The 21199-nt window shown below is 74.3% G+C and carries 16 protein-coding genes; 10 read left to right on the top strand and 6 right to left on the bottom strand.

What is annotated here, in order from left to right; translation table 11 throughout:
- Positions 1–37: 37 nt before the first annotated feature.
- Complete coding sequence (locus KIT14_00255) at positions 38–640, top strand: hypothetical protein (protein MCW5888960.1); 603 nt, start codon at positions 38–40, stop codon at positions 638–640.
- Here KIT14_00255 and KIT14_00250 read toward each other — a convergent pair.
- The 4 genes from KIT14_00250 to KIT14_00235 are packed head-to-tail and all read right to left on the bottom strand — an operon-like array spanning position 586 to position 5104.
- Positions 586–1446, bottom strand: coding sequence for a methyltransferase (locus KIT14_00250; protein ID MCW5888959.1), 861 nt, complete (start codon positions 1444–1446; stop codon positions 586–588). The two genes, KIT14_00255 and KIT14_00250, sit on opposite strands and share 55 nt — an antisense overlap.
- A complete protein-coding gene (locus tag KIT14_00245) occupies positions 1443–2843 on the bottom strand; it encodes an FAD-binding oxidoreductase (protein ID MCW5888958.1) in 1401 nt (466 codons plus the stop codon). The genes KIT14_00250 and KIT14_00245 overlap by 4 nt, the downstream gene beginning before the upstream one ends.
- Positions 2840–4447, bottom strand: coding sequence for a glycerol-3-phosphate dehydrogenase/oxidase (locus KIT14_00240; GenBank protein ID MCW5888957.1), 1608 nt, complete (start codon positions 4445–4447; stop codon positions 2840–2842). Before KIT14_00240 ends, KIT14_00245 begins: the two co-directional genes overlap by 4 nt.
- Positions 4448–4462: 15 nt before the next feature.
- Positions 4463–5104, bottom strand: coding sequence for a hypothetical protein (locus KIT14_00235; GenBank protein MCW5888956.1), 642 nt, complete (start codon positions 5102–5104; stop codon positions 4463–4465).
- Positions 5105–5431: 327 nt separating this feature from the next.
- On the opposite strand from KIT14_00235, the gene KIT14_00230 reads away from it, so the two are divergent.
- The 4 genes from KIT14_00230 to KIT14_00215 all read left to right on the top strand — a co-directional run bounded on the left by KIT14_00230 (position 5432) and on the right by KIT14_00215 (position 11498).
- Positions 5432–8308 (top strand): GAF domain-containing protein, encoded by a 2877-nt coding sequence (locus KIT14_00230; GenBank protein MCW5888955.1) that lies wholly within the window; start codon positions 5432–5434, stop codon positions 8306–8308.
- Positions 8309–8415: 107 nt separating this feature from the next.
- On the top strand, positions 8416–9333 hold the full coding sequence (locus tag KIT14_00225; GenBank protein MCW5888954.1) for a hypothetical protein: 918 nt from the start codon (positions 8416–8418) through the stop codon (positions 9331–9333).
- A 186-nt stretch (positions 9334–9519) separates the two neighbouring features.
- Positions 9520–10326, top strand: a complete 807-nt coding sequence (locus KIT14_00220; GenBank protein ID MCW5888953.1) for a hypothetical protein — start codon at positions 9520–9522, stop codon at positions 10324–10326.
- Between the two features lie 356 nt (positions 10327–10682).
- Entirely contained in the window at positions 10683–11498 is an 816-nt protein-coding gene (locus tag KIT14_00215; GenBank protein MCW5888952.1) for a hypothetical protein, read from the top strand.
- 73 nt (positions 11499–11571) lie between these two features.
- On the opposite strand, the gene KIT14_00210 is transcribed toward KIT14_00215, so the two are convergent.
- Positions 11572–12231, bottom strand: coding sequence for an alpha/beta hydrolase (locus tag KIT14_00210; GenBank protein ID MCW5888951.1), 660 nt, complete (start codon positions 12229–12231; stop codon positions 11572–11574).
- Between the two features lie 92 nt (positions 12232–12323).
- Between KIT14_00210 and coaE the strand changes: the two genes are divergently transcribed.
- From coaE to KIT14_00190, 4 genes are all read left to right on the top strand, one after another.
- Positions 12324–12929 carry a dephospho-CoA kinase gene (gene coaE / locus KIT14_00205; protein MCW5888950.1) on the top strand — a complete coding sequence of 202 codons (606 nt, stop codon included), beginning with the start codon at positions 12324–12326 and terminating at the stop codon, positions 12927–12929.
- Positions 12905–14032 carry a hypothetical protein gene (locus tag KIT14_00200; GenBank protein ID MCW5888949.1) on the top strand — a complete coding sequence of 376 codons (1128 nt, stop codon included), beginning with the start codon at positions 12905–12907 and terminating at the stop codon, positions 14030–14032. Before coaE ends, KIT14_00200 begins: the two co-directional genes overlap by 25 nt.
- Positions 14033–14280: 248 nt before the next feature.
- A complete protein-coding gene (locus KIT14_00195; GenBank protein ID MCW5888948.1) occupies positions 14281–16827 on the top strand; it encodes a GAF domain-containing protein in 2547 nt (848 codons plus the stop codon).
- A gap of 9 nt (positions 16828–16836) precedes the next feature.
- Positions 16837–18243, top strand: coding sequence for a sigma-54-dependent Fis family transcriptional regulator (locus KIT14_00190; protein MCW5888947.1), 1407 nt, complete (start codon positions 16837–16839; stop codon positions 18241–18243).
- Positions 18244–18259: 16 nt separating this feature from the next.
- Here the strand turns inward: KIT14_00190 and KIT14_00185 are convergent, their stop codons facing one another.
- The gene (locus KIT14_00185) at positions 18260–20326 is read right to left on the bottom strand and encodes a GAF domain-containing protein (GenBank protein MCW5888946.1); all 2067 of its coding nucleotides are present in this window, start codon (positions 20324–20326) and stop codon (positions 18260–18262) included.
- Between the two features lie 352 nt (positions 20327–20678).
- On the opposite strand from KIT14_00185, the gene KIT14_00180 reads away from it, so the two are divergent.
- The gene (locus tag KIT14_00180) at positions 20679–21191 is read left to right on the top strand and encodes a Spy/CpxP family protein refolding chaperone (protein MCW5888945.1); all 513 of its coding nucleotides are present in this window, start codon (positions 20679–20681) and stop codon (positions 21189–21191) included.
- Positions 21192–21199 lie beyond the last annotated feature (8 nt).

Raw genomic sequence — 21199 nt, 5'->3', positions numbered from 1 at the left:
GCGGCGCGGCGCATGCCGCTGTAGACGGCGCGCACCCGTGCCGTCGCCGCGCCGTCCCTCCCGCCTGCCCGCGTTGCTCGTCGATCCGGAGCTCGACCGTCTCGCGTACCGTTGCCATCCCGACGGCTGTCCGCGCGACCGCACCTGCTGCGTCGGGCTCGTGGTCGAGGCGTCGCGACGCGAGGTACGCGTCATCGACGCGCTCATGGACGAGCTCGCCGCGCTGAAGCCGTCGCTGCGCGACGCCGACGGCTACGCGAGCGTCTTCGTGCCCGATCCGCCCGGCTGGGTGATCGAGAGCGACGACCACGGCGCGTGTCCGTTCCTGCTGCGCACGCGGCGTCGCGCCCTGTGCTCGATCCACACGCTGGCGCTGCGCACCGGTCGCGAGGTCGCCGCGGTGAAGCCGGCGGCGTGCCGGCATTGGCCGCTCATGCTCGACGTCGTCCGCGGCCGGGTACGCGTCACCGTGCAGCCGCACGCACGCGCCATCGGCTGCGTCGCGCCGCGCGCGGCGCTGCCGGGGCAGCCGAGCGTGCGCGAGGCGTTCGCGGCCGAGATCGCCGAGCTCGGCCGTGCCTCCGGTCAGCCGGCGGGCGGCCGGTCCGGCATGCCGAAGGCGCGGCGCACGGCGCGATAGCCGTCGGTCCAGCGGCCGGCGTGGTCGCGCACGACGAGCGGCGCTTCGACCGCGGGCGGGCCGTCCGCGGCGGCGCGGCGGCGGAGCGCGTGCACGGCGAGGAGCGGCGACTTGCCCGCGCGCGGCACGACCGCCCGCCGGCACACGACGACGAGGCCGGCGGCGTGCGCCGCGGCGTCGACGCGCCCGTCCTGCGTCCCGCCCGCGCAGGTGACGAACCAGCCGTCCGGTGCCAGCAGGTGCGCGGCGGCGCGGGCGTAGTCCTCGATGCCGCCGCGCTGCTCGACGTGGCACGGCCCCCACTGCGGCCGCGCCGACTCGTGCGCGGTGCCGGGCGGCAGGTACGGCGGCGTCGCCGTGACGAGGTCGAACGACGCCGCACCGGCGAGGACGGCCGGGTTGCGCAGGTCGCCGCCGACCACGCGGCAGCGGTCGGCGACGCCGTTCCACGCGATCGAGCGGCGCGCGAGCCCGACGCTCACCGCCTGCGCCTCCACGCCGACGCCGTACGCCTGCGGGAAGCGCCAGGCGAGGAGCAGCAGCACCGTGCCGATGCCGCAGCCGAGGTCGGCGTGGCGCCGGGGCGTCGCGACCTCGGCGGCGAGCCACGCGGTCGCGAGATCGTCGAGCGACCAGCGGTGGCCGCGACGCAGCTGGAGGATGCGCCAGTCGCCGGCGAGCGCGCAGAGATCCTCGCCGGCGGACGGCCAGCAGACGGGATCGTCGGGCGCCGCGGGCGCAGGCCCGGGCGCGCGCCAGCCGGCGGGGCGGCGTGCCGGCCGCACGACCCCGCCCGCCGCGGTCACGAGCCCGCGCCGAGCAGCGTGCCCGGGTTCAGGATGCCGGCGGGATCGAGCGCGCGCTTGAGCGCCCGCAGGATCGGATAGGCGGTGCCCAGCTCCTTCTCGAGCCACGGCACGCGCAGGCGGCCGACCCCGTGGTGGTGCGCGATCGTGCCGCCGCCCGCGAGCGTCGTCTGCATCACGCGGCCCCAGGCGTCGAGGTAGATATCCTCGGCACGGGCCCAGTCGTCGGGCTTGAGCGCGAAGGTGATGTAGAGGTTCGTGCCCTCGGGGTAGCCGTGCGAGGTGTGGGCGCTCGCGGCGAGGATGCCGGGGACGGTGTTCAGCGAGGCGATGACGCCGTCGTAGAGCTGCGGCAGGCGGTCCCAGGTCGCCGCGATCTCGATGGTGTCGACGACGATCTCCTTGTCGAGGAAGAAGTCCCACGACGGCACCATGTTGCGATGCCCGAGCCAGTGCTCGCCGGGCGCGGCGCCGTAGCCCTTCGTGCCGGCGATCGCGGCGACGGCGGCCATCTCGGCGGCGACCAGCGCCGCCGGCCCCTCCGACACGACGAGCAGCGCGCAGCTGCCGTCGGTGAGGCCCGCCGACGCGAAGTTCCGTCCCGACTCGAGCCCGTCGTAGAGCCGCAGCACGGCGGGCCGCCAGCCGACGCGCAGGATGCGGCGGATCGCGTCGAGCCCCGCGGCCATCGAGGGGAACGGGAAGCAGTCGGTGACCCGCGTCTCGGGCAGCGGATACACGCGCTGCGTGACCTCGGTGATGACGCCGAGCGCGCCCTCGCTGCCGAGGAAGAGCTCGCGCAGCGACGGCCCCGCCGCCGCGCGCGGCACGATCGGCCCGAGGCGCACGATCTCGCCGCTCGCCAGCACCACCTCGAGCCCGAGGAGCAGGTCCTCGATGTTGCCGTACTTGGTCGAGAACTGGCCCGCCGAGCGCGTGGCGACGAGGCCGCCGACGCTGGCGCGGTCGATCGACTGCGGATAGTGGCCGGTGGTGTAGCCGCGCGCCGCGAGGAGCTTCTCGTACTCGCCGCCGAGGAGCCCGGCCTGCGCGACGGAGTAGAGCGCGGTCTCGTTCAGCTCGAGGTGACGGTCCATCGCCGTCAGGTCGAGGACGATCGTGCCCCCCGGCGGCACCGCGCCGCCGAGCACGCCCGAGGCGCCGCCGAACGGCACCACCGGCACCCCGTGCCGCTGCGCCGTGCGCAGGGTCGTCGAGACGTCGGCGGTCGACTGCGCCGTGACCACGCACGCGGGCGGCGGCCCGAGCTCGCCGCGGCGCTCCCGCAGGTGCGCCAGGACCCAGTAGTCCTTGCGGTGCGCGGCGATGACGGCGGCGTCGGTGGAGACGCGATCGGGGCCGAGGACGTCGGTGAGGGCGCGTGCGATGTCGCTCATCGGAAGCTCCGCAGGCCGTCCGCCAGGCGGCGGTAGCCGTCGATCTCGGCCGCGGTGCGCGCGGCGTTCCATCCCAGGCGATCCGCGGCGATCGCCGCGACCGCTTCCACGCCGTCGAGGCCTTGCCGGCGATCGAAGAGCAGCGCGCGCGTGCGGCGCTCGAGCACGTCTTCGAGCGTCAGCGCCAGCTCGGCGTCGAGCGCGTGCTCGATCTCGGCGCGCAGCACGCCGGGCAGGCCGGGAATCGGCTCGCCCGCGCGCGGGTCGGCGGCGATGCGGGCGAGCAGCGCGTCGCAGCCGCTGCCGTGCAGACGCCACAGGCGCTCCGCGCCCTCGCGGCCGAGCGCGGGGAGGCGTGCGGCCAGCGCCGCCGCGTCGGCGACGCTGCCGGGCTCGCCGCCGGGCAGCGGCACGTCCCGGCTGCGCGAGCGCAGGTCCCGCTTGCCGAGCTTCTCGCAGACCAGGTCGACGATGCGGCGGGCCATCTTGCGGTACGTCGTCAGCTTGCCGCCGGCGATCGACACCAGCCCGCTCGGGTCGGTCATGATCTCGTCCTTGCGCGAGATCTCCGACGGCGCCTTGCCCTCCTCGGCGAGCAGCGGCCGCAGCCCGGCCCAGGCGCCGAGCACGTCGGCACGCTCGAGCGGGCGGCCTGCGAAGGTGCGATTCGCGGCCTCGAGGAGATAGTCGGCGTCGTCGCGCGTGACGCCCGGGTGCAGCTCCGGCGACGGCGACAGCGTGTCGGTCGTGCCGAGGTAGGTGATGCCGTCGCGCGGGATGGCGAACACCGAGCGCTTGTCGCGCGCGGTCATGACCACACTGTGCGCGATCGGCAGGCGCGCGTGGTCGACGACCAGATGGATGCCCTTCGTCAGCTGCAGGCGCTGCGTGCCGCGCGTGCCGGCGCGCTGGCGGACCTGGTCCACCCACGGGCCGCCGGCGTTGACGACGACGCGCGCGCTGGCCTGCACGCTGCGCTCGCCGAAGGCGTCGCAGATCGTGACCCGGCCGCCGTCGATGGCCGTGACCTCGGCGTGGTTGACGCAGATCGCGCCGGCGTCGGCGGCGCCGCGCACGGTGGCGAGCACGAGACGGGCGTCGTCGGTGAGGTACTCGACGAAGACGGCGGCGCCGAACAGGCGATCCGGCGCCAGCGACGGCACCTCGCGCAGCGCCGCCGCGCGGTCCCACATCTCGTGGCGCTCGTCCCTGCCGACCGACGCGATCTTGTCGAAGGCCCACAGCCCCGCCTGGAGCTTCATCTGGGTGGCGCGCCCGTAGGTGGGCATCACCATCAGGATCGGCTGCGTGAGATGCGGGGCGAGACGGCGCAGGACGGCGCGCTCGCTCGCCGCCTCGCGCACCAGCGCGACGTCGCCCTGCTGGAGGTAGCGGACGCCGCCGTGGATTAGCTTGGAGCTGCGGCTCGACGTCCCGGCGGCGAAGTCGACCGCCTCGACGAGCGCGACCGACAGCCCGCGCAGCGCGGCGTCGCGCGCGATGCCGGCACCGGTGATGCCGCCGCCGACGACGAGCAGATCGAGATCGGCGTGCGGCAGGGCCGCGAAGCCTGCCTCACGCGTCGCCGGCGAGAGCCCCCCCATGCCGGCGCGAGCGGGCTAGGGCTTGGCCCCGAGGTCGGCGAGCACGGCCTGCGCCTCGGCCACCTTGTCGGTGCGGCCCTCGTCCTTGGCGATCTGGAGCGCGCGCTGCGCGTAGGCGACGCCCTCTTCGGTGTCGCCGCGCCACTTGCACGCCTTGGCCAGGACGATGCGCGAGTTGACGGCGTTGTCGTCGAGGTGGACGACCTTCTTCAGCATCTGCTCGCCCTTCGGCACGTCGCCGCCGAAGAGGCGCGGGAGCTGCACCAGGAGGGCGCCCTTGGTCGCCAGGGCCTCGACGTGGTTCGGGTCGAGCGCGAGCGTCCTGTCGAGCTCGCGCATCAGGTCCTTCAGCTTGAAGACCGAGGTGATCTTCTCGCCGTCGACCCGGAGCGACTCGCCGAGGTTGCAGAAGCGGCCGTAGTGGGCGTCGACGAGGCCGTCGTCGAGGGCGATGGCCTTCTCGGCGAGCTCCTGGCCGCGGGTGAAGAGCGCGACCTTGCCGGCGCGGTCCTTCGTCTTCTGGCCGGCCAGGCAGTCGGCGATCGACTGCTTGGCGAGCTCCTCGGCGGAGGGACCGGCCCAGGCGGGTGCGACGGCGAAGCACAGCAGCAGGGCTGCGAGCGCACCGCGGACAGACGAAGAGACGGGGGCCGTCACGACCTCGAACCATGCAAGACCCCCGGTGCGGTGTCAACGCGGACCGAGCTCCCGCCTGCGGGACGGCCGGGCGACGTGGATGCGGCGCCGAACGCCCTTCGTCGGATGGCGCAGCCGCCGTGCGCGCGCCGAAGAGTCGGGGCGGCGCGCCCCGCGGAACCTCGCGAGCGCCGTGGCGTCGCGCGCGGCCATGGCGTTGTGGTGACGCCGCGCCCGCCGCGGCGTTCGTTCGTGGACGCTCGGCCGCCGCGGCGCGAGGCTCCATGCGGGTGCTGCACGCGCCGCGGTCGGCATGAGGGTTGCTCGTGCGCTCTCGGGGGTCGTCCGATGCCGATGTTCCGCAAGATACGCCGCGCACGTCCACAGGCGGGGGCTGCCGAGGAGGGGGCGCGCGAGGTCGCCGACGCCCCCGTGGTGCCGGTGGGCGCGGTCGTGCGTCGCGGGCCGAACCTGGCGGCGCAGCTGCGGGCCATCGCCGAGCAGGCGACGCTGCCCGAGGACGCGTTCGAGCCGGCCCTCCAGGCGATCCTCGAAGCGACCGGCGCGTCGGCCGGGGCGCTGTGCCTGTTCGACGTGCGCTACGGCATCCTGCGTCTGACCACCGAGGTCGGCCTGTCGGACGAGGGCTGCCGCCGGCTGCGCTCGGTGCGGCGCGGCGACCCGGCGTCGTGGGACATGCCGCTGCACGGCCTGCTCAACCGGCGCGCGTACCTCATCGAGAGCGCGGCGCGGAACCGCTACGTGCCGCGGCTGCTCACCGCCGGCGCCCCGGTGCGCACGGTGGCCTGCGTGCCGCTGTATGCGGAGACGACCCCGCTCGGCAGCCTCGTCCTCGTGACGGTCGCACCGCGGGCGTTCGTCGAGCGCGACATCCAGGCGCTGTGGCGGCCGCTCGCCGAGCTGGTGCGGATGATCGAGGCGGTGCGGCGTCAGGTGGGCGCGGGCGGGTCGGAGATCGGGCACGACCTGCCGCCGCCGCCGCGGCGCTTCGTGCCGACCCCGGACGTGGTCACGCTGACGGCCGAGCGCGATCGGCTGCTCGGCGAGGTCACCGCGCTGCGCGCCGATCAGGAGCGCTTCGCGGTGATGCTCCGCGAGCACGCGCAGGAAGTCGAGTCGCTGCGGACGGCGGTGGCGGAGTCGGGCGCGGAGCGCGATCGGCTGCGCGGCGAGGTCGAGCGCGCGCGCAGCGACGACCGCGTCGCCCGTCTCACCGCCTCCCTCGAAGCCGCGGAGCGCGAGCGCGAGCGGCTCGCCGCGGCGCTGGAGGCGGCGGCGTCGCTGCACAGCGACCAGGTGAAGCGCGAGAGCATGCTCGACGAGGCGCGGCGCGAAGCGCAGCGGCTGGCCGAGACGCACGCGCACGAGCTGGAGCGCGTGCGCGCGGCGGGCGACGAGCGGGCCGTGGCGAGCGAGCGGGTCGCGCGCGAGCGGCAGGAGGAGATCGAGCGCCTGCGCAAGCGGAGCGCGGAGCTGGAGACGCAGCTCCAGGCGGAGCGCGATCGCGAGCACGGGTTCCAGGCCGAGCTGGCGCGGCTCACGGCGGCGCAGCAGGCCGCGGCGACGCGCGAGAAGCAGCTGCACGAGGAGCTGGAGCGCGTGTCGGCCGGCCGTGCGGCGGAGGATGCGGACGTCGCGACCGCTCGATCCTTACCGCGTCGCGCTTCCCATTTTTCAATAAGGCCATCCTTGACCCAAAGCGCGCGGCGGCCGAGGGCTGGCGGCGGCGACCGCGACGGAGCTCGCGACGACGCGCGCGGCGCTCGAGGCGCTCGAAGGGCGAGCGCGCGGGCGCAGGCCGAGATCGCGCGGTTGGAGGACGGGCAGCGCGCCGCGGCGGCCGAGCAGGAGCGGCTGGCCTCGCTCGTCGCGACCCACGTGGCCGCGGTGCGCGAGGCGTGCGCCGAGCGCGATCGCCTGGCCGCCGAGCTGGCGGCCGTGCGCGAGGACTACGAGCGCAGCGTCGCCGGATCGCGCCAGCGCGAGGCCGAAGGCGCGGCGGTGGGAGCGCGGCTCGAGATGCTGGCCGCCGAGCGCGACCAGCTGCGCGCCCTGCTCGCGACCGCGGAGGAGGAGCGCGAGCGGGTGCGCGCCGAAGCGGGTACGCAGCTCGCGACGCTGGAGAGCCAGCTGCGCGGCGCGCAACGCGAGCACGAGGCCGCCCTGTCGAGGCTGGTCGCGGAGCGCGATCGACTGGCGCTGGAGCACGACCGGCTCCTCGCCGAGCGCGAGGCGCTCGAGTCGAAGCTCGCGGCGGCCGAGGCCGACGTCTCGCCGCTCGAGATCCCGGCGCCGGAGGCCGAGGGCGACGACGACGTCGCCGCAGACGCCGACGGCGAGGACGACGTCGCCGCGGCGATCCCCATGCCCGAGCCGGGCGCGCTCGACGACGCCGAGCCCGACGATGCCGTCATCGCGATCGCGGTCACCGACGCGGTCGCGCAGACGCCCAAGGTCGAGCCCGGCAAGACCGCGGTCGTCGTGCTCGACGTCCAGGAAGCCTGGGCCGACGCCACGCTCGCCGAGCATCAGGTGATCGTGCTGCCTCCCGACGGCGGCGCGGGCGAGCACATCGCTGCGGTCGAGCCCGAGCGGGTCATCGTCAACCTGGCCGCGCCCGGGGCGCTTCAGGCGATGATGGCGCTGCGCGCCGCCGGGTGCAGCGCCCGCTTCTGGGGCTGCATCGCCGATCCCCGCGCGGGACACGGGCTCGCGCTCGGGCCGGTGGAGCCCGCCGTCGCGCCGCTCGACCCCGACGCGGTCATCGAGACGCTCGGGCTCTACGCCGGGCAGGGGGGGCGCGTCGTGACCACGGGCGCCGACGTCGACGCGCTCATGAGCCTGCGCCAGGCGCTGTCGCGGCGCCGCGTCTCGGTGTCGATGGCCTGGGACGGCAAGCAGGCCGCGGAGCTGCTGTCGGTGGTGAAGCCGCTGGCGGTGGTCGTCGATCTGGATCTGCCGCGCCGCGACGGCTACTCGGTGATCGCGGCGCTCGGCGCGATCGAGCCGATCCCGTACGCGGTCGTCGTGGGCGGCAGCGACGACGCGCCGGCGGCGTTGCGCGCGCAGCTGACCGACGGGACCAACGCGCGTCGCTTGATCCCGCTGGCGCAGATCGTCTCCGATCTGCTCGCGCGCATCGAGACGACGCCGGTCGTCGAGCGCAAGCAGAAGGTGCGGGTCATCCAGGGCACGGGACGCTGAGCCTCGCGTCGCGCGCAACCCAGTCCTGAATATTGACAGGGTGTGGGTCGGTCCGTACCCTGCCGCGCATCCCGGAAGGCTCCCAGACGCCGTCGGAGCGCACCCACGTGATCGGGCTGCTCGACGAGCTCCAGGCGGCCGAGCATGCCGGCGCCGATGCGCTCGCTCGGTGGATCGCCTCCTGTCGTGATCCGCGTCTGCGCGGCGGGATGCGCGTCATCCAGGCGCGCGACGCGGCGCACGCCCGTCTCGCCGTGGCGCGACTCCACGCCCTCGGCGGACGTCCCACGGCGACCCCGACGCGCAGCCTGACGTCGCTCTGCGGCGTGCTCGCCGCGCAGGCGGTCTCGGATCGCTCGAAGCTGTCGATCCTGATCGCGCGCTTTCCGGCCGCCACCGACGATCCCCTCGCCGGCCTCGGCGGCGTGCTCGAAGGCGATCCCGAGACCCGCGCGTTGCTCGAGGCGGTGCGCGACGACGATCGCGTCAGCCTGGGCTGGTTGCGCGGACTCGCCGACGTCGGACCCGAGCCGGTGGTCGCCTCGGGGCGCGGCGAGACGGCGTTCGCCGCAGGCTTCTGCGACGCCCTGCGGGCGGCCGAGGCCGCGTCGGCGGAGGTGGTCGAGGCCTGGGTCGCCGTCTGCCGCGCGGACGGGCTGCGGGGCGGGCTGCGCGCGATCGCGGCGCGCGAGCGGGTGCACGCCGCGCTGCTCACCGAGCGCCTGGCCGAGCTCGGCGGTACGCCGCGGATGCAGGTCCCGGAGGCGTCGCGGGCGGCGGCGCTCGCACGCTGGGGCGTCGCCGACGTCGCCGACGAGAGCAAGCTCGACGGCATGCTGGCGCGCTACCCGACCGACGACGTCGTCGCCCGTCCGCTCGGCGCGGTCGCCGCCGCGCTCGCCGGCGATGCCGAGACGCGCGAGCTCCTGCGGCTCCTCGCGGCGGCCGAGGTGTCGACGGTCGCGTGGCTGCGCGCCTACCGCGGCGGGCTCGGCGGCGACAGCGCGCACGCCGTCGCCTGCTGACGCCCGGATCGTGCGTCCCGGCACGACGCTCTGCGGCGCGAAAGCACTCCATCGCGCGGGATGGGAAGAAACCTGTGCGCGCAGCTCGAAAATCATTGACGCCGCGCCGCCGGTGCCCTACCCCCTCCGAGCGTCGCGTGGACCTTCGGGAAGAGCGCGACGACTTTGGACAGGGGGACGATGAACATGCAGAGAGGAATTGGTCGATTCGCACTCGCCGCCGCGCTGGCGGCCGGCACGGCGCTCGTGGCGGCGCCCGCGCTGGCGCAGCCCGCGGGCGTCACCAAGAACGAGGTGAAGTGCGAGTCGGGGACGGGCAAGACGCTGTCGAAGCTGGCCGGGGCACTGGGGAAGTGCGCCCAGAAGTGCCTCGCGACGGCGCGTAAGACGTCGGGGCCCTACACCGAGTGCTTCCCGCCGTACACGGGTGCGATGGCGGCGTGCGTGAACGATCCGGTGAAGGGCGCCACGACGAAGGCGGCGGCGGGCATCGTCAAGGCATGCACGGCCGACTGCCCCGAGTGCTACCCGGCGAGCGTGTGCACGTCGGGACAGCCGTTCGTGAACAACACGAGCGGGCTGCTCGGAACCTTCGGCACGCTGGTCTACTGCATGGAGGCCGCCGGCCAGTCGCCGTCGAAGGACCAGGCGAAGTGCGCCGACGGCGCCAGCAAGACGCTCGCGAAGTTCGCCGCGTCGAAGTCCAAGTGCTACGATAAGTGCCAGCAGAGCGTCTTCAGCGGCAAGCTTCCCGAGGGCAGCTGCAATCCGCCGACGCCGACCCATGCCGCGACCGCGGCGTGCATCCTCAAGGCCGAGCAGAAGTCGGTGGCGACGATCGACAAGGGTTGCGCGGTCGCGAAGCCGACCTGCTGGGACGGTGTCGTCATCCCGAACTCGGGCACCGGCTGGACGGCGCTCGCCGAGGCGGCCGTCGACATCCAGGTGCCGATCATCGGCTGCGGCTCGCCGAGCGGCGCGTTCCTCGACTGAGCGACGCGCAGCCAACGCAGCACACGGGGGACCGGCCGCGAGGCCGGTCCCCCGTTCGCGTTTCTGGCTCCGGCGCGCGAGTGCCGTGCCGTGGCAACCGGCCGCGTCGGAACACCGGCAGGCCGGCGCGTCGCCGTGCCCGGCGTGCGCGCCGGCGGCCGGACGTGCGACCTTGGTCGCAGGCACCGAGGCATGATGCCCCGGGATCGCACGCGATCACCTGGCGGCGACTCGTTTTGCTCGACCGTTCGGCGTCGAGACGCATTGACGTCCCGGAGGGCCTCGCTAAGCCGGGGGTGGACGTCGCGTCCGTGGGAGTGGGGACGCGGCTACGACCACAGGGGGGTACGAAGAACATGTCGACACGATTCCGTTTCCGCAGCCTCACGCTCGCCGCCGCCGCGGCGTGTGTGGGACTCGCCGCCGCGCCGGTCCTGGCGCAGCCGGCGGGTGTGACCAAGGACGAGCAGAAGTGTGAGTCGGGCACCGGCAAGACGCTGTCGAAGTTCGTCGGCGCCAAAGGCAAGTGTGCCCAGAAGTGTCTCGCCACCGCGCGGAAGACGTCGGGTCCGTACACCGACTGCTTCCCACCGTACGGCGGCGCGACGCTGAGCTGTCTCGAGGACCCGGTGAAGGGTGCCGAGGCGAAGGCGGAGAAGGGCATCATCAAGGCGTGCGCGAAGGACTGCCCCGAGTGCTACGGGCAGATGACCTGCGACACGGGTCAGCCCTTCGTGGACAACACGAGCACGCAGCTCGATGCGTTCGGCACGCTCGTCTACTGCACGGAGGCCGGGGGCAATACGCCGGATAAGCCCCAGGCGAAGTGCGAGGACTCCGTCGGTAAGACGCTCGCGAAGTTCGTGGCGTCGAAGACGAAGTGCTACGACAAGTGCAACGCGAACGTCTTCAAGGGCAAGCTTCCGGAGGGGAGCTGCAACCCGCCGACGCCGTCCGATGCCGCCACCATGGCGTGCATCCAGAAGGCCGAGAGCAAGTCGGTCGCGACGATCGACAAGGCGTGCAGCGCGGCCGGTGCGAACCCGGCCTGCTACAACAACGCGCCGGCACCGAACACGGGCGCCGGCTGGACCGCGTTGGCCGAGGCGGCCGTCGACGCGCAGGTGCCGATAATCGCCTGCGGCTCGCCGAGCGGCGCGTTCCTCGACTGATCCAACCACCACACCATTCCCCGATGCGACGGGGGGCCGGCCGTGGCGCCGGTCCCCCGTCCGTCGTTTCGGCTCAGCGCGCGAGCGCGGCGAGCCAGTCGCCCACGACCGCCAGCACCTCGTCCGTCACCTCGGCCGGCGTGCGGCCGCTGCGCTTCGCGGCCGCGAGCGAGTGATCGGCGGCGGCGATCTCGTGCAGCGTCGCGCGCGGCAGCCCGGCCAGCACGGTGCGGAGCAGCGCGCGCTCGGCGAGCGCGTCGTGCTCGCCCTGCACGAAGAGCATCGGCAGATCGAGCCCCGGCAGATGCGCGGCACGCTCGACCGCCGGCTCGTCGGCGGGATGGAGCGGGAAGCCGAGGAAGCAGAGCCCGTGGACGCGCGCGTCGCCGGCGACGACGTGGGAGGCGATGCGCCCGCCCATCGAGCGCCCGCCCGCGACGAGCCACGCCGGCGCGAGCGTGTCGGCCGTCCAGTCGAGGAGGGCGCGCGCGGTCGCGTCGAGCACGGGACGGCGATCGGGGAAGCGGCGGCGCGCGTCGCGGTAGGGGAAGTTGTACGTGACCACGGCGAACCCGTGTGCCGGCAGGTGCTCCTGGAGCGCCACGAGGTGCGGATGCGCGAGATCGCTGCCGGCGCCGTGACCGAGCACCACGGCAGGCGCGCCGGCGCCGGCGCGCGCGACGCGGCCCGACACCGCGGCGCCGGCGGGGAGCGGGATGCGGACGTCCTCCACGCCGCGGTTCCTACGCCGCGCGCCGCGCACGCGCCATCGCGGGCGGTGCGATTCCTCGACTTCGCGGGCCGATTCCGGTAGCCCCCGCCCCCATGCAGGCGCGGCCCGTCATCGGGCTCACCGGCGGCATCGGCGCCGGCAAGAGCACCGCGGCGAAGATCCTGGGCGAGCTGGGCGCGTACGTCATCGACGCCGACAAGGTCGGCCACGACGTCTACGCGCCGGGCACCGGCGGCTTCCGTGCCGTCGTCGAGGCCTTCGGGTCCGAGATCGTGGCTGCGGACGGCACGATCGATCGGCGGCGGCTCGGCACGACCGTCTTCGCCGATCCGGCGCAGCTGCGCCGCCTGAACGGGCTCGTCCATCCGTTGATCGGCCTCGCCATCCGCGAGCGCCTGATGGCCGCGCAGGCCGAGGCGGCGCGCACGCCCATCGTCGTCGAGGCGGCGATCATGATGGAGGCGGGCTGGACGTTCTTCGACGAGGTCTGGGCGGTGATCGTCGAGCCCGAGACCGCGATCGCGCGCGTCACGGCGTCGCGCGGGCTGTCGCGGGTCGACGTCGAGCAGCGGCTCGCGGCCCAGATGACGAACGACGAGCGCGTGCGCCGGGCGACGCGCGTGATCCACAACGACGGGACGCCCGCGGCGTTGCGGGCGCAGGTGGAGGCGGCATGGCGAGCGGTCGGCGGCTCCTGACGGCCCTCATCGGTGCGGCGACGCTGCTCGCCGGCGCCGGCGCCGGCGCCCGCAGCGCGGCGGCGGCCGGCGCCTGCGACGCGGAGCGCGCCGTGCTCGGACTCGGGCTCGCGATCCGCGGGGGCACTCTCGTCGTGGGCGAGGTCGACGCGGGGTCGCCGGCCTCGCGCGCGGGATTCCGCGTCGGCGACGAGCTGCTCCAGGTGAACGCCACCGTGCCGCGGTCGTGCGCGCAGTGGGCGAGCACGCTCGAGGACGCGCGCGACGAGCGCATGGCGGTGCTCGTGCTCGTCCGCCGCGGCCGCATCGATCAGCCGTTGTTGCTGCCGCACACGCTGCTCTCTCCGCCGCTCGAGCCGGCGGAGCCGGCCGAGGTCGCATCGGCGCCGCCGGCGACCGTGCCTCCGCCCGGCGTCGCTCCGGTCCCCGTCCCGGAGCCGACCACGGGCTCCGCACCCGTCCCGGCCCCGGCGCCGGCGGGCTCCGCTCCGGCCGCGGTCCCCGTACCGCCGCCGGTGCCCGAAGCCGATCGTCCCGGTCCGCCGCTCGACCGCCCCGGCGCGCCGGTCGCGGCCGAGGCGAAGCCGCCTGCGATCGCGACGCCCGCGCCCCTGCCGTTCGACGTGCCGGTGTCGCTCGAGGCGGTCGTGCGCGGGCTCGCCGACCTCGGCACGGCCGAGGATCCGCCGCGCGACCTCACGAGCCATCGCGAGGCCGTCGACGAGGTGCGGCGGCAGATCGAGACGCTCGCCGTCCGTCAGGCGGCGCCGGCCGACGTCGTCGTCGAGCTGCGTCGCATCGGCCGCTACCACGCCGCGGCCGTGGTGGCGTGGAGCGCGATGCAGGGGGATCAGGACCTCGACCGCCGCAGCCGCCGGCTGCCGGTGGCCGAGGGGGCCACGGTCGACTTCTTCGGCGACTCGCCCGCCGCCGGCATCGTCGACGAGTACGCCTTCCTCGAGGCGACCGTGTCGCGCCAGCCCGCGCGCGGGCCGATGGGCCTCGAGCAGTCGGGGAAGTGGCGCCCGGCGTGGGCGCGCATCCTCCTCTGGGAGCGGGCGGCGCAGGAGCTCGAGGCCCTGCGCGCCCGGACGGGAACCTAGGGCCGGGCGGCGGTCCCGTCGGCCGCGAGTCAGGGCTTCTTGGCGGCGGCGCGCTGGCGGCGCTTCTCCTTGGCCGTCTCGCGCTGCTTCAACCGGTTGGCCTCCTTGCGGCGCTTGCGCCGCCGGCGGATCTCTCGCTGACGTTCCGATGCCATGGTGCCGGGGCTCTATACCGGGGTGCTGCGGCGGGGCAAGCCGGCGGCGCGCTGGCGCCGGGCCCGGCGGAGGGGTTAGGAACCGTCTGGCCCATGGCGGAGGGCTTCCCGACCACGCCCCGCGCGGCGACCACGGTTCGGCTCGCAGCCATCGTCCTCGGCGTGCTCGCGATCGCGCTCGCCACCCGCACGACGATCACCAGTGCCGAGTGGGTCGGGCGCACGTTCCCGGGCTTCCTCCTGCTGCCGAATCGGGTCGTCGCATCGATCGGGCTGGCGGACTGGAGCGGGCCGCAGGAGCTGTATCAGAACGAGGTCCTCGCGGTGGACGGGCGGCCGGTGGCGAGCACCGCCGACGTCTACGACTACGTCGCCGAGCTCGCCCCCGGCACGGCGGTCCGCTATCGCGTGCGCTGGCGCGGGGCCGACCGCGACGTCGTCGTGCCGACCAAGCGCTTCGGCGCGCGCGACTGGGTCCTCCTCTTCGGCGCGTATCTCCTCAACTCCGCCGTCTACCTCGCCTCGGGTCTGGTCACGTGGACGTTGCGTCCGCGGGCCTCGCTCGGGCGCGCGTTGCTCGCGTTCGGCACGCTGTCGACGCTGTGGATGGTCACGGCGATGGACCTCTACGGTCCCGCGACCTTCGTGCGCCTGCACCTCGTCGGCGAGTCCCTGTTCCCGGCCGCGGGCTTCCACCTGGGGCTGCTCTTCCCGTCCCCGCACCCGTGGGCGCCGTACGCGTGGGTCTTCTACGCCCTCGGGACGGCGCTGCTCATCCCCTACGAGCTCTTCCTCTACACGCCGGCGCTCTACACGCTGATCCACAACGCCGCGATGGTCTACCTCGGCTGCGCGGCGCTCTTCTTCGGCTGGCGCCTCGTCCTCGAGTATTGGCGCGGCCGCTCGCAGCTCGATCGCCAGCGCATCCGTGTGATGACGCTCGGGACCCTCATGGGGTTCGCGTTGCCGGGCGTGATCTTCCTCGCCTCGGCGCTCACGGCGGGGAGCGTCGCCGTCAACAGCGGGGCGTTCACGGGCTTCCTGTTCGCGATGGCGCTCGCCTACGCCGTCGTCAAGCACGACCTCTTCGAGATCGACGCGATGGTGAAGCGGGGGGCGTACTACCTGCTCCTCACCGGCGCCGTCGGCGCCGCGTACGTCGGGTCGGTGCTCGTCTTCAACCTGGCGTTGCCGGGCGACGTCACGGGATCGCCCGCCTTTCCCGTCGCCTTCACGCTGGCGGTGCTGCTGCTGTTCAACCCCTTGCGCAGCCTGCTCCAGGGCATCGTCGACCGCGTCTTCTTCCGCACCGCGTACGACGGCGCCGCCGTGCTCGACCGGGTCGGCGGGGCGCTCGCCTCGGCGCTCCAGCGCGAGCAGATCGCACGCCTGGTGCGCGACGGCGTGCAGGGGGCGATCCCGAACGCGGGGACGCGTCTCTTCGTCGGCACGGCGGCGGAGGGACTGCACGAGGTCGGCGGCGACGCGACGGTGCCCGCGGCGCTCGTGCCCGCGCTCGGTGCCGGCCGCGTGCTCACCGCCTTCGACTCGGCCGAGAGCTACGCCGAGCCCGCGGCGCTCGACGTGGTGCGGGCGGCGCTGACGGCGCTCGGCGCCGAGCTGGCCGTGCCGCTCCTGCTCCGCGGCGCGGTGGTCGGCGTCCTGACCGTCGGTCCGAAACGCTCCGGCCTCTTCTTCACCGCGGGCGACGCGGGCTTCCTGCGGGCGCTGGCGAACCAGGCGGCGATCGCGCTCCAGAACGCCGCCTCGTACGAGGCGCTCGTCGCCCTCAACGCCAGCCTCGAGGAGCGCGTCGCCGAGCGCACCGTGCAGCTGGAGACGTCGAACCGCGAGCTGCACCACGCGCTCGGCGAGCTGCGGCAGGCGCAGGTGCAGCTCGTGCAGTCGGAGAAGATGGCGTCGCTCGGCCGGCTCGTCGCGGGCGTCGCGCACGAGATCAACAACCCGGTCAGCTTCATCGCGACGAGCGTGTCGCCGCTGCGCCGCCGCATCGAGCGCGCCGCCGCCGCCGGCTCGCCCGACGTGCAGAAGCTCCTCGGCGAGGCCGACGAGATCGTCGGCATCATGGCGCGCGGCGCCGAGCGCACGGCGGCGATCGTGAAGGACCTGCGCACGTTCTCGCGTCTCGGCGAAGCGCAGCGCAAGGCGGTCGATCTGCACGACGGCCTCGAGGTGAGCCTGCGCCTCCTCGAGTCGCGCTGGCGCGACCGCGTCGTCGTGCATCGCGAGCTCGGCACGCTGCCGCCGGTGGAGTGCGATCCGGGGCAAATGAATCAGGTCTTCATGAATCTCCTCGCGAACGCCTGCGACGCCATCGCCGGGCCGGGGAACCTCTGGATCACGACCCGCGCCGGCGGCGACGCCGTCGAGATCGCCATCCGCGACGACGGGGCGGGCATGCCGGCCGACGTGCAGGCGCGCGTGTTCGAGCCCTTCTTCACCACCAAGGACGTCGGGGCCGGCACCGGGCTCGGCCTGGCCATCAGCCATGGCATCGTCACCGCCCACGGCGGCACGATCGCGATCGAGAGTACGCCGGGCGCCGGCACCACGGTGCGGCTCCGGCTCCCCGTCACCGCGGGCGCCTCGCTTGACAGCGTCGCGAGCGCGGGTCGATAGACGACGCGCGTGGCGCTCGACTACCGCCAGTTTCCGATCCTCGTCGTCGACGACGAGCCGGACATCCTGCGGGCCTTCGGCTTCAACTACGGGGACGAGTTCGAGGTCGTCACGGCGGAGTCCGGGGCGCGTGGGCTGGATGTCCTGACGGAGACCGACGTCGCCGTCATCGTCGCCGACCAGCGCATGCCGGGCATGGGCGGCACCGAGTTCCTGGAGCGCTCGATGGCGATCCGGCCGGACGCCACGCGCATCGTGCTCACCGGCTACACCGACGTCGAGGCGCTGGTGCAGGCGGTGAACGCGAGCCGCATCTTCCGTTACGTGCAGAAGCCGTGGGAGCCGGACGAGCTGCGGCTGGCCCTCTTCCGGGCCATCGAGCTGTTCCATCTGACGCGCGAGAACGCGCGTCTGGTCGAGGCGCTGCGCCGCGCCAACGAGCGGCTCGCGGTCGAGAACGCCTACCTGCGCGAGGCGGCGGTGCCGGCGGCCGAGATCGTCGGCGTGAGCGCCGCGGTGAAGGACGTCCTCGGGCTCGTCGCGAAGGTCGCGCCGTCGCGCAGCACGGTGCTGGTGCAGGGCGAGACGGGCACCGGCAAGGAGCTGGTCGCGCGCGCGATCCACGCGCACAGCCCGCGGCGCGACGAGCTCTTCGTGCCGGTGAACTGCGCCGCGCTCACCGAGGGTTTGCTCGAGAGCGAGCTCTTCGGGCACCGCAAGGGCTCCTTCACCGGCGCGGTCGCCGACCGCAAGGGCCTGTTCGAGGTCGCCGACGGCGGCACGCTCTTCCTCGACGAGATCGCCGAGACCGAGCTGGGCTTCCAGGCGAAGCTGCTGCGCGTCCTCCAGGAGGGGGAGGTGCGTCCCATCGGCGACAGCCGCACGCACGCGGTCGACGTGCGCGTCGTCGCGGCCACCAATCGCCGGCTCGACGAGGAGGTGCGCGCCGGGCGCTTCCGCGAGGATCTCTACTACCGCCTGAAGGTCTTCCCGATCACGATCCCGCCGCTGCGCGAGCGCCCGGAGGACATCGCGCCGATCGCGCGCCATCTCGTCCGGCGGATCGCGGGTCAGATGAAGAAGCCGGTCGGCGAGCTGACGCCCGAAGCCCTCGCGGTCCTCCAGCGCGCCCCGTTCCGTGGCAACGTGCGCGAGCTGGCCAACGAGATCGAGCGCGCGATGCTGCTGGCCGAGCCGGGCGGCCCGCTCGGCGAGGAGCTGCTGTCGACGGAGCTGCTCGAGTCCGCCGAGGCGGATCGGCCGCCGGGCATGCTCCAGCAGAAGACCGACGACTTCGAGCGCCGCCAGATCCTCGAAGCGCTGGATCGCCACAACGGCGTCAAGGCGCGGGTCGCGGAGGAGCTCGGCATGAGCTACCGCGGCCTCATGAAGAAGCTGCGGCGTCTCAAGCTCTGAGACGCCGCCGGCGGCGCTACGTCCCGGTCGCGCGCAGCGGCGTCGCGGCGGGCAGGCGGACGCGGAAGACGGTGCCGCGTCCCGGCGTGCTGTCGACCGCGATGTCGCCGTCGTGCTCGACGACCATCTGGTGGACGAGCGGCAGGCCGAGCCCGGTGCCGCTCTCCTTGGTGGTGAAGAACGGCTGGAAGATGGCGTCGAGGCGCTCGGGCGGAATCCCCGGGCCCTGGTCGGCGACGGCCAGCTCGACGACGTCGCGTGCCGCGGAGAGCGAGAGCGTCACGCCCGCGCCGCGCGGGCTCGCTTCGATGGCGTTCAGCAGCAGGTTGAGGACGATCTGCTTCAGCTGGTCGGGATCGCCCCAGACCGGCGGCAGGTTGCGTTCGGCCGCGAGCGTGACCTCGACCCCGCTCTTGCGCGCGGTCGATTCCATCAGGCGCAGCACCGGCTCGAGCGTCACGTCGAGGGCCACGGCACAGCGCTCGGCGCGCGGCGACTTGCCGAGCGTCAGGAGGTCGCTGATCAGATCCGTGACCCGCCGCAGCTCGCAGAGGCTCAGGTCGCGGAAGGTGCCGAGGAACTCGGGGTCGTTCAGCCGGTGCGGCAGCAGGTCGAGGAAGGTCTTCACGGCGACCAGCGGGTTGCGGATCTCGTGCGCGATGCCGGCGGCGAGCATGCCGAGCGCCGACAGACGGCTCGCGCGCCCCACCTCGGCGCGCGATTCCCGTAGCTCCTCGTAGAGCCGCGCGTTCTCGAGCGCGATGGCCACCTGGCTCGAGACCGTCGCCACGAGGCCCAGGTCGTCGTCGGTGTAGACGCGGCCGTCGCCGCGCGGGCCGAGCGCGAGCAGGCCGACGAGGCGGCCCTTCACGCGCAGCGGGACGGCGAGCTCTATGTGGGCGGCTTCGAGGAGGCCGGCGTCGCGCGCGGAGCGCTCGGCGCGCAGGACGGGCCCGGAGGCGTCCGCGAGCAGCGCCAGCAGATGCGGGTCGGTGGGAGGCGCGTCGCCGGCGGGATCGAGGCGTCCGAGGCGCTCGTCCTGCCAGAGCCACAGCCGCGGCTCCGCGTCGCCGAACGCCCGGCCGAGCGCCGTGCGCGTGACGACGGCGAGCGTCGCGAGGCTCAGCACGGTCGTCACCTCCTCGCCGAGCGCGCGTACCAGCCGTCGCTCGTCGGCGCGGGCGCCGAAGCAGAGCTGCTCGAGCGACTGCTCGGCGACGACGCGCAGGCGGGGGAACCCGAAGCCGGCGATGACGAAGAGGCCGGCGGTGACGACGCTGTGCCACAGCTCGATGCGCCCGGTCAGCGCCAGCTCGGCGAGGAGCGAGAGCCCGAGGCAGGGCACGAGCAGCACGCCGAGGAGGCCGACGGCGACGATGCTGCGACGGGCGGCGGTGGGTAGATCGAGGAGGCGCGTGTGCGCGACGGCGTAGATCGTCGCCCCGCACGCGAGGACCGTCCCGAGCGGGAAGAGGAACGCGCGGTGGGCGCGGAAGCCGAGCGGCTGGAGCACCGCCAGGTCGACGAGGCCGAGGGCCGCGTTCGCCGCCACCCCGGCGAGGAGGTACTGGAAGCGGATGCGGCGCAGACGGTCGGTCGTGCGCCGCATGGCCCGGATCGCGATCGCCAGCGCGGCGAGCAGCCCGGTGAACATCGTCGCCATCACCGGGACGAAGAGCGGACCGCCGACGCGGTGGAAGTGCGGCGGCTCGAACCGCGCGCCCGCGATCACGAGGTCGGTGGCGGCGAGGAGTCCGACGCCGATGCCGGCGGCCGCCCCCGTGGCGGCCGCGGCGACGCGATGGAGGCGTGCCCCCGGGTCGTCCAGCTGGGCGGTGAGGCGGTGCACCGTCCACGGCAGGAGCAGCAGCGCTCCGTACGTGGCGCGGATGGCGAGGTCGGCCTGGGCGACGTTCGGCGCCAGCAGGACGCACACCTCTCCCCCGAGCCAGGCAAGGAGATTGGCCGTGACCAGCGCGACCGCGGTGCGCAGGGGGTCTGGACGCGCCACGAGGAGCAGGGCGGCGAGCAGGAGTCCCACTGCACCCACGGCGGCGATGTAGACGTAGGGATCGCCACCCATGACGTGCGTGTCCCGCCGGCGTCGTGCGGGTCCGGGGATCCGTGGAGCAAAGCCGGTGCCTCGCAGAGTCGCCCTCGAGCGAAGGCCTTTGGGCGGGGGAACGCGTCAGCCTGACCCAGGCGGCACAGGACGGTGTGTCGTGCGTGGCACAACGCGGCCGATGCTCTGCGGGTTGCGCGGCGGGGTGCAACGGTCCGTCGCGGCACGATGGTGACGGCAGGCGCTGCGCACCGCCGCGTGCGGGCTGCGTTGACCCGGGCGCCTCGCGCGCCTACGAGGTGGGCTGCGTGTGGCATCCCGCCCACGCGGAATTCCCGCCGGGTGCGACCAGCCCCGGCACGAGGAGAAGACGATGCACCGACACCTACGTTGGTGGGCCCGCCACGGCGGCGCGCCTGCCTGGGCCTTTGCGGGCGGTTGCAGCCCCGTCCGCGACCACGAGGGCGGCCACGAGCACCGCCATGTCGATCGGGACTGGATCGCGGCGTTCGCGTCGCGGATGGACGCCGGCGAGCTCGGCGGCGGCGACTTCGGCGTCCGCCGGCCGCTGCGGTATCTCGCCCACAAGCTGGAGCTCGACGAGGAGCAGACCGCCGATCTCGCCACCATCCTGGGCGACCTCAAGACCGAGCGGGCGCAGGCCGAGGTCGACACGCGCCGGGCCATGGCTGCGTTCGCCGACGCGGTCGCGGGCGACACCTACGACGTCGCCCGCGCCGGCGAGGGCGGCACGACGCGCGTGCGCAGTGCCGAGCGCTTGCGCGAGGTGGTCGAGCGGGCGCTCGGCCGCATCCATGCGCTGCTGCGGCCGGAGCAGCGCCGGCGGCTCGCCTACCTGATCCGCTCGGGGACGCTGCGGCTCTGACGCACCGG

The organism is bacterium, from assembly GCA_026129405.1.
GTDB lineage: Bacteria > Desulfobacterota > Binatia > DP-6 > DP-6 > JAHCID01.
This window is presented reverse-complemented; position numbering and strand designations above follow the sequence as displayed.

What these genes read in the sequence shown, in the direction of transcription:
- KIT14_00245 (MCW5888958.1), bottom strand. Translation starts at nt 2,843, where the DNA reads ATGAGCGACATCGCACGCGCCCTCACCGACGTCCTCGGCCCCGATCGC.
- KIT14_00240 (MCW5888957.1), bottom strand. Translation starts at nt 4,447, where the DNA reads ATGGGGGGGCTCTCGCCGGCGACGCGTGAGGCAGGCTTCGCGGCCCTG.
- KIT14_00230 (MCW5888955.1), top strand. Translation starts at nt 5,432, where the DNA reads ATGCCGATGTTCCGCAAGATACGCCGCGCACGTCCACAGGCGGGGGCT.
- KIT14_00220 (MCW5888953.1), top strand. Translation starts at nt 9,520, where the DNA reads ATGCAGAGAGGAATTGGTCGATTCGCACTCGCCGCCGCGCTGGCGGCC.
- KIT14_00215 (MCW5888952.1), top strand. Translation starts at nt 10,683, where the DNA reads ATGTCGACACGATTCCGTTTCCGCAGCCTCACGCTCGCCGCCGCCGCG.
- coaE (MCW5888950.1), top strand. Translation starts at nt 12,324, where the DNA reads ATGCAGGCGCGGCCCGTCATCGGGCTCACCGGCGGCATCGGCGCCGGC.
- KIT14_00200 (MCW5888949.1), top strand. Translation starts at nt 12,905, where the DNA reads ATGGCGAGCGGTCGGCGGCTCCTGACGGCCCTCATCGGTGCGGCGACG.
- KIT14_00195 (MCW5888948.1), top strand. Translation starts at nt 14,281, where the DNA reads ATGGCGGAGGGCTTCCCGACCACGCCCCGCGCGGCGACCACGGTTCGG.
- KIT14_00185 (MCW5888946.1), bottom strand. Translation starts at nt 20,326, where the DNA reads ATGGGTGGCGATCCCTACGTCTACATCGCCGCCGTGGGTGCAGTGGGA.
- KIT14_00180 (MCW5888945.1), top strand. Translation starts at nt 20,679, where the DNA reads ATGCACCGACACCTACGTTGGTGGGCCCGCCACGGCGGCGCGCCTGCC.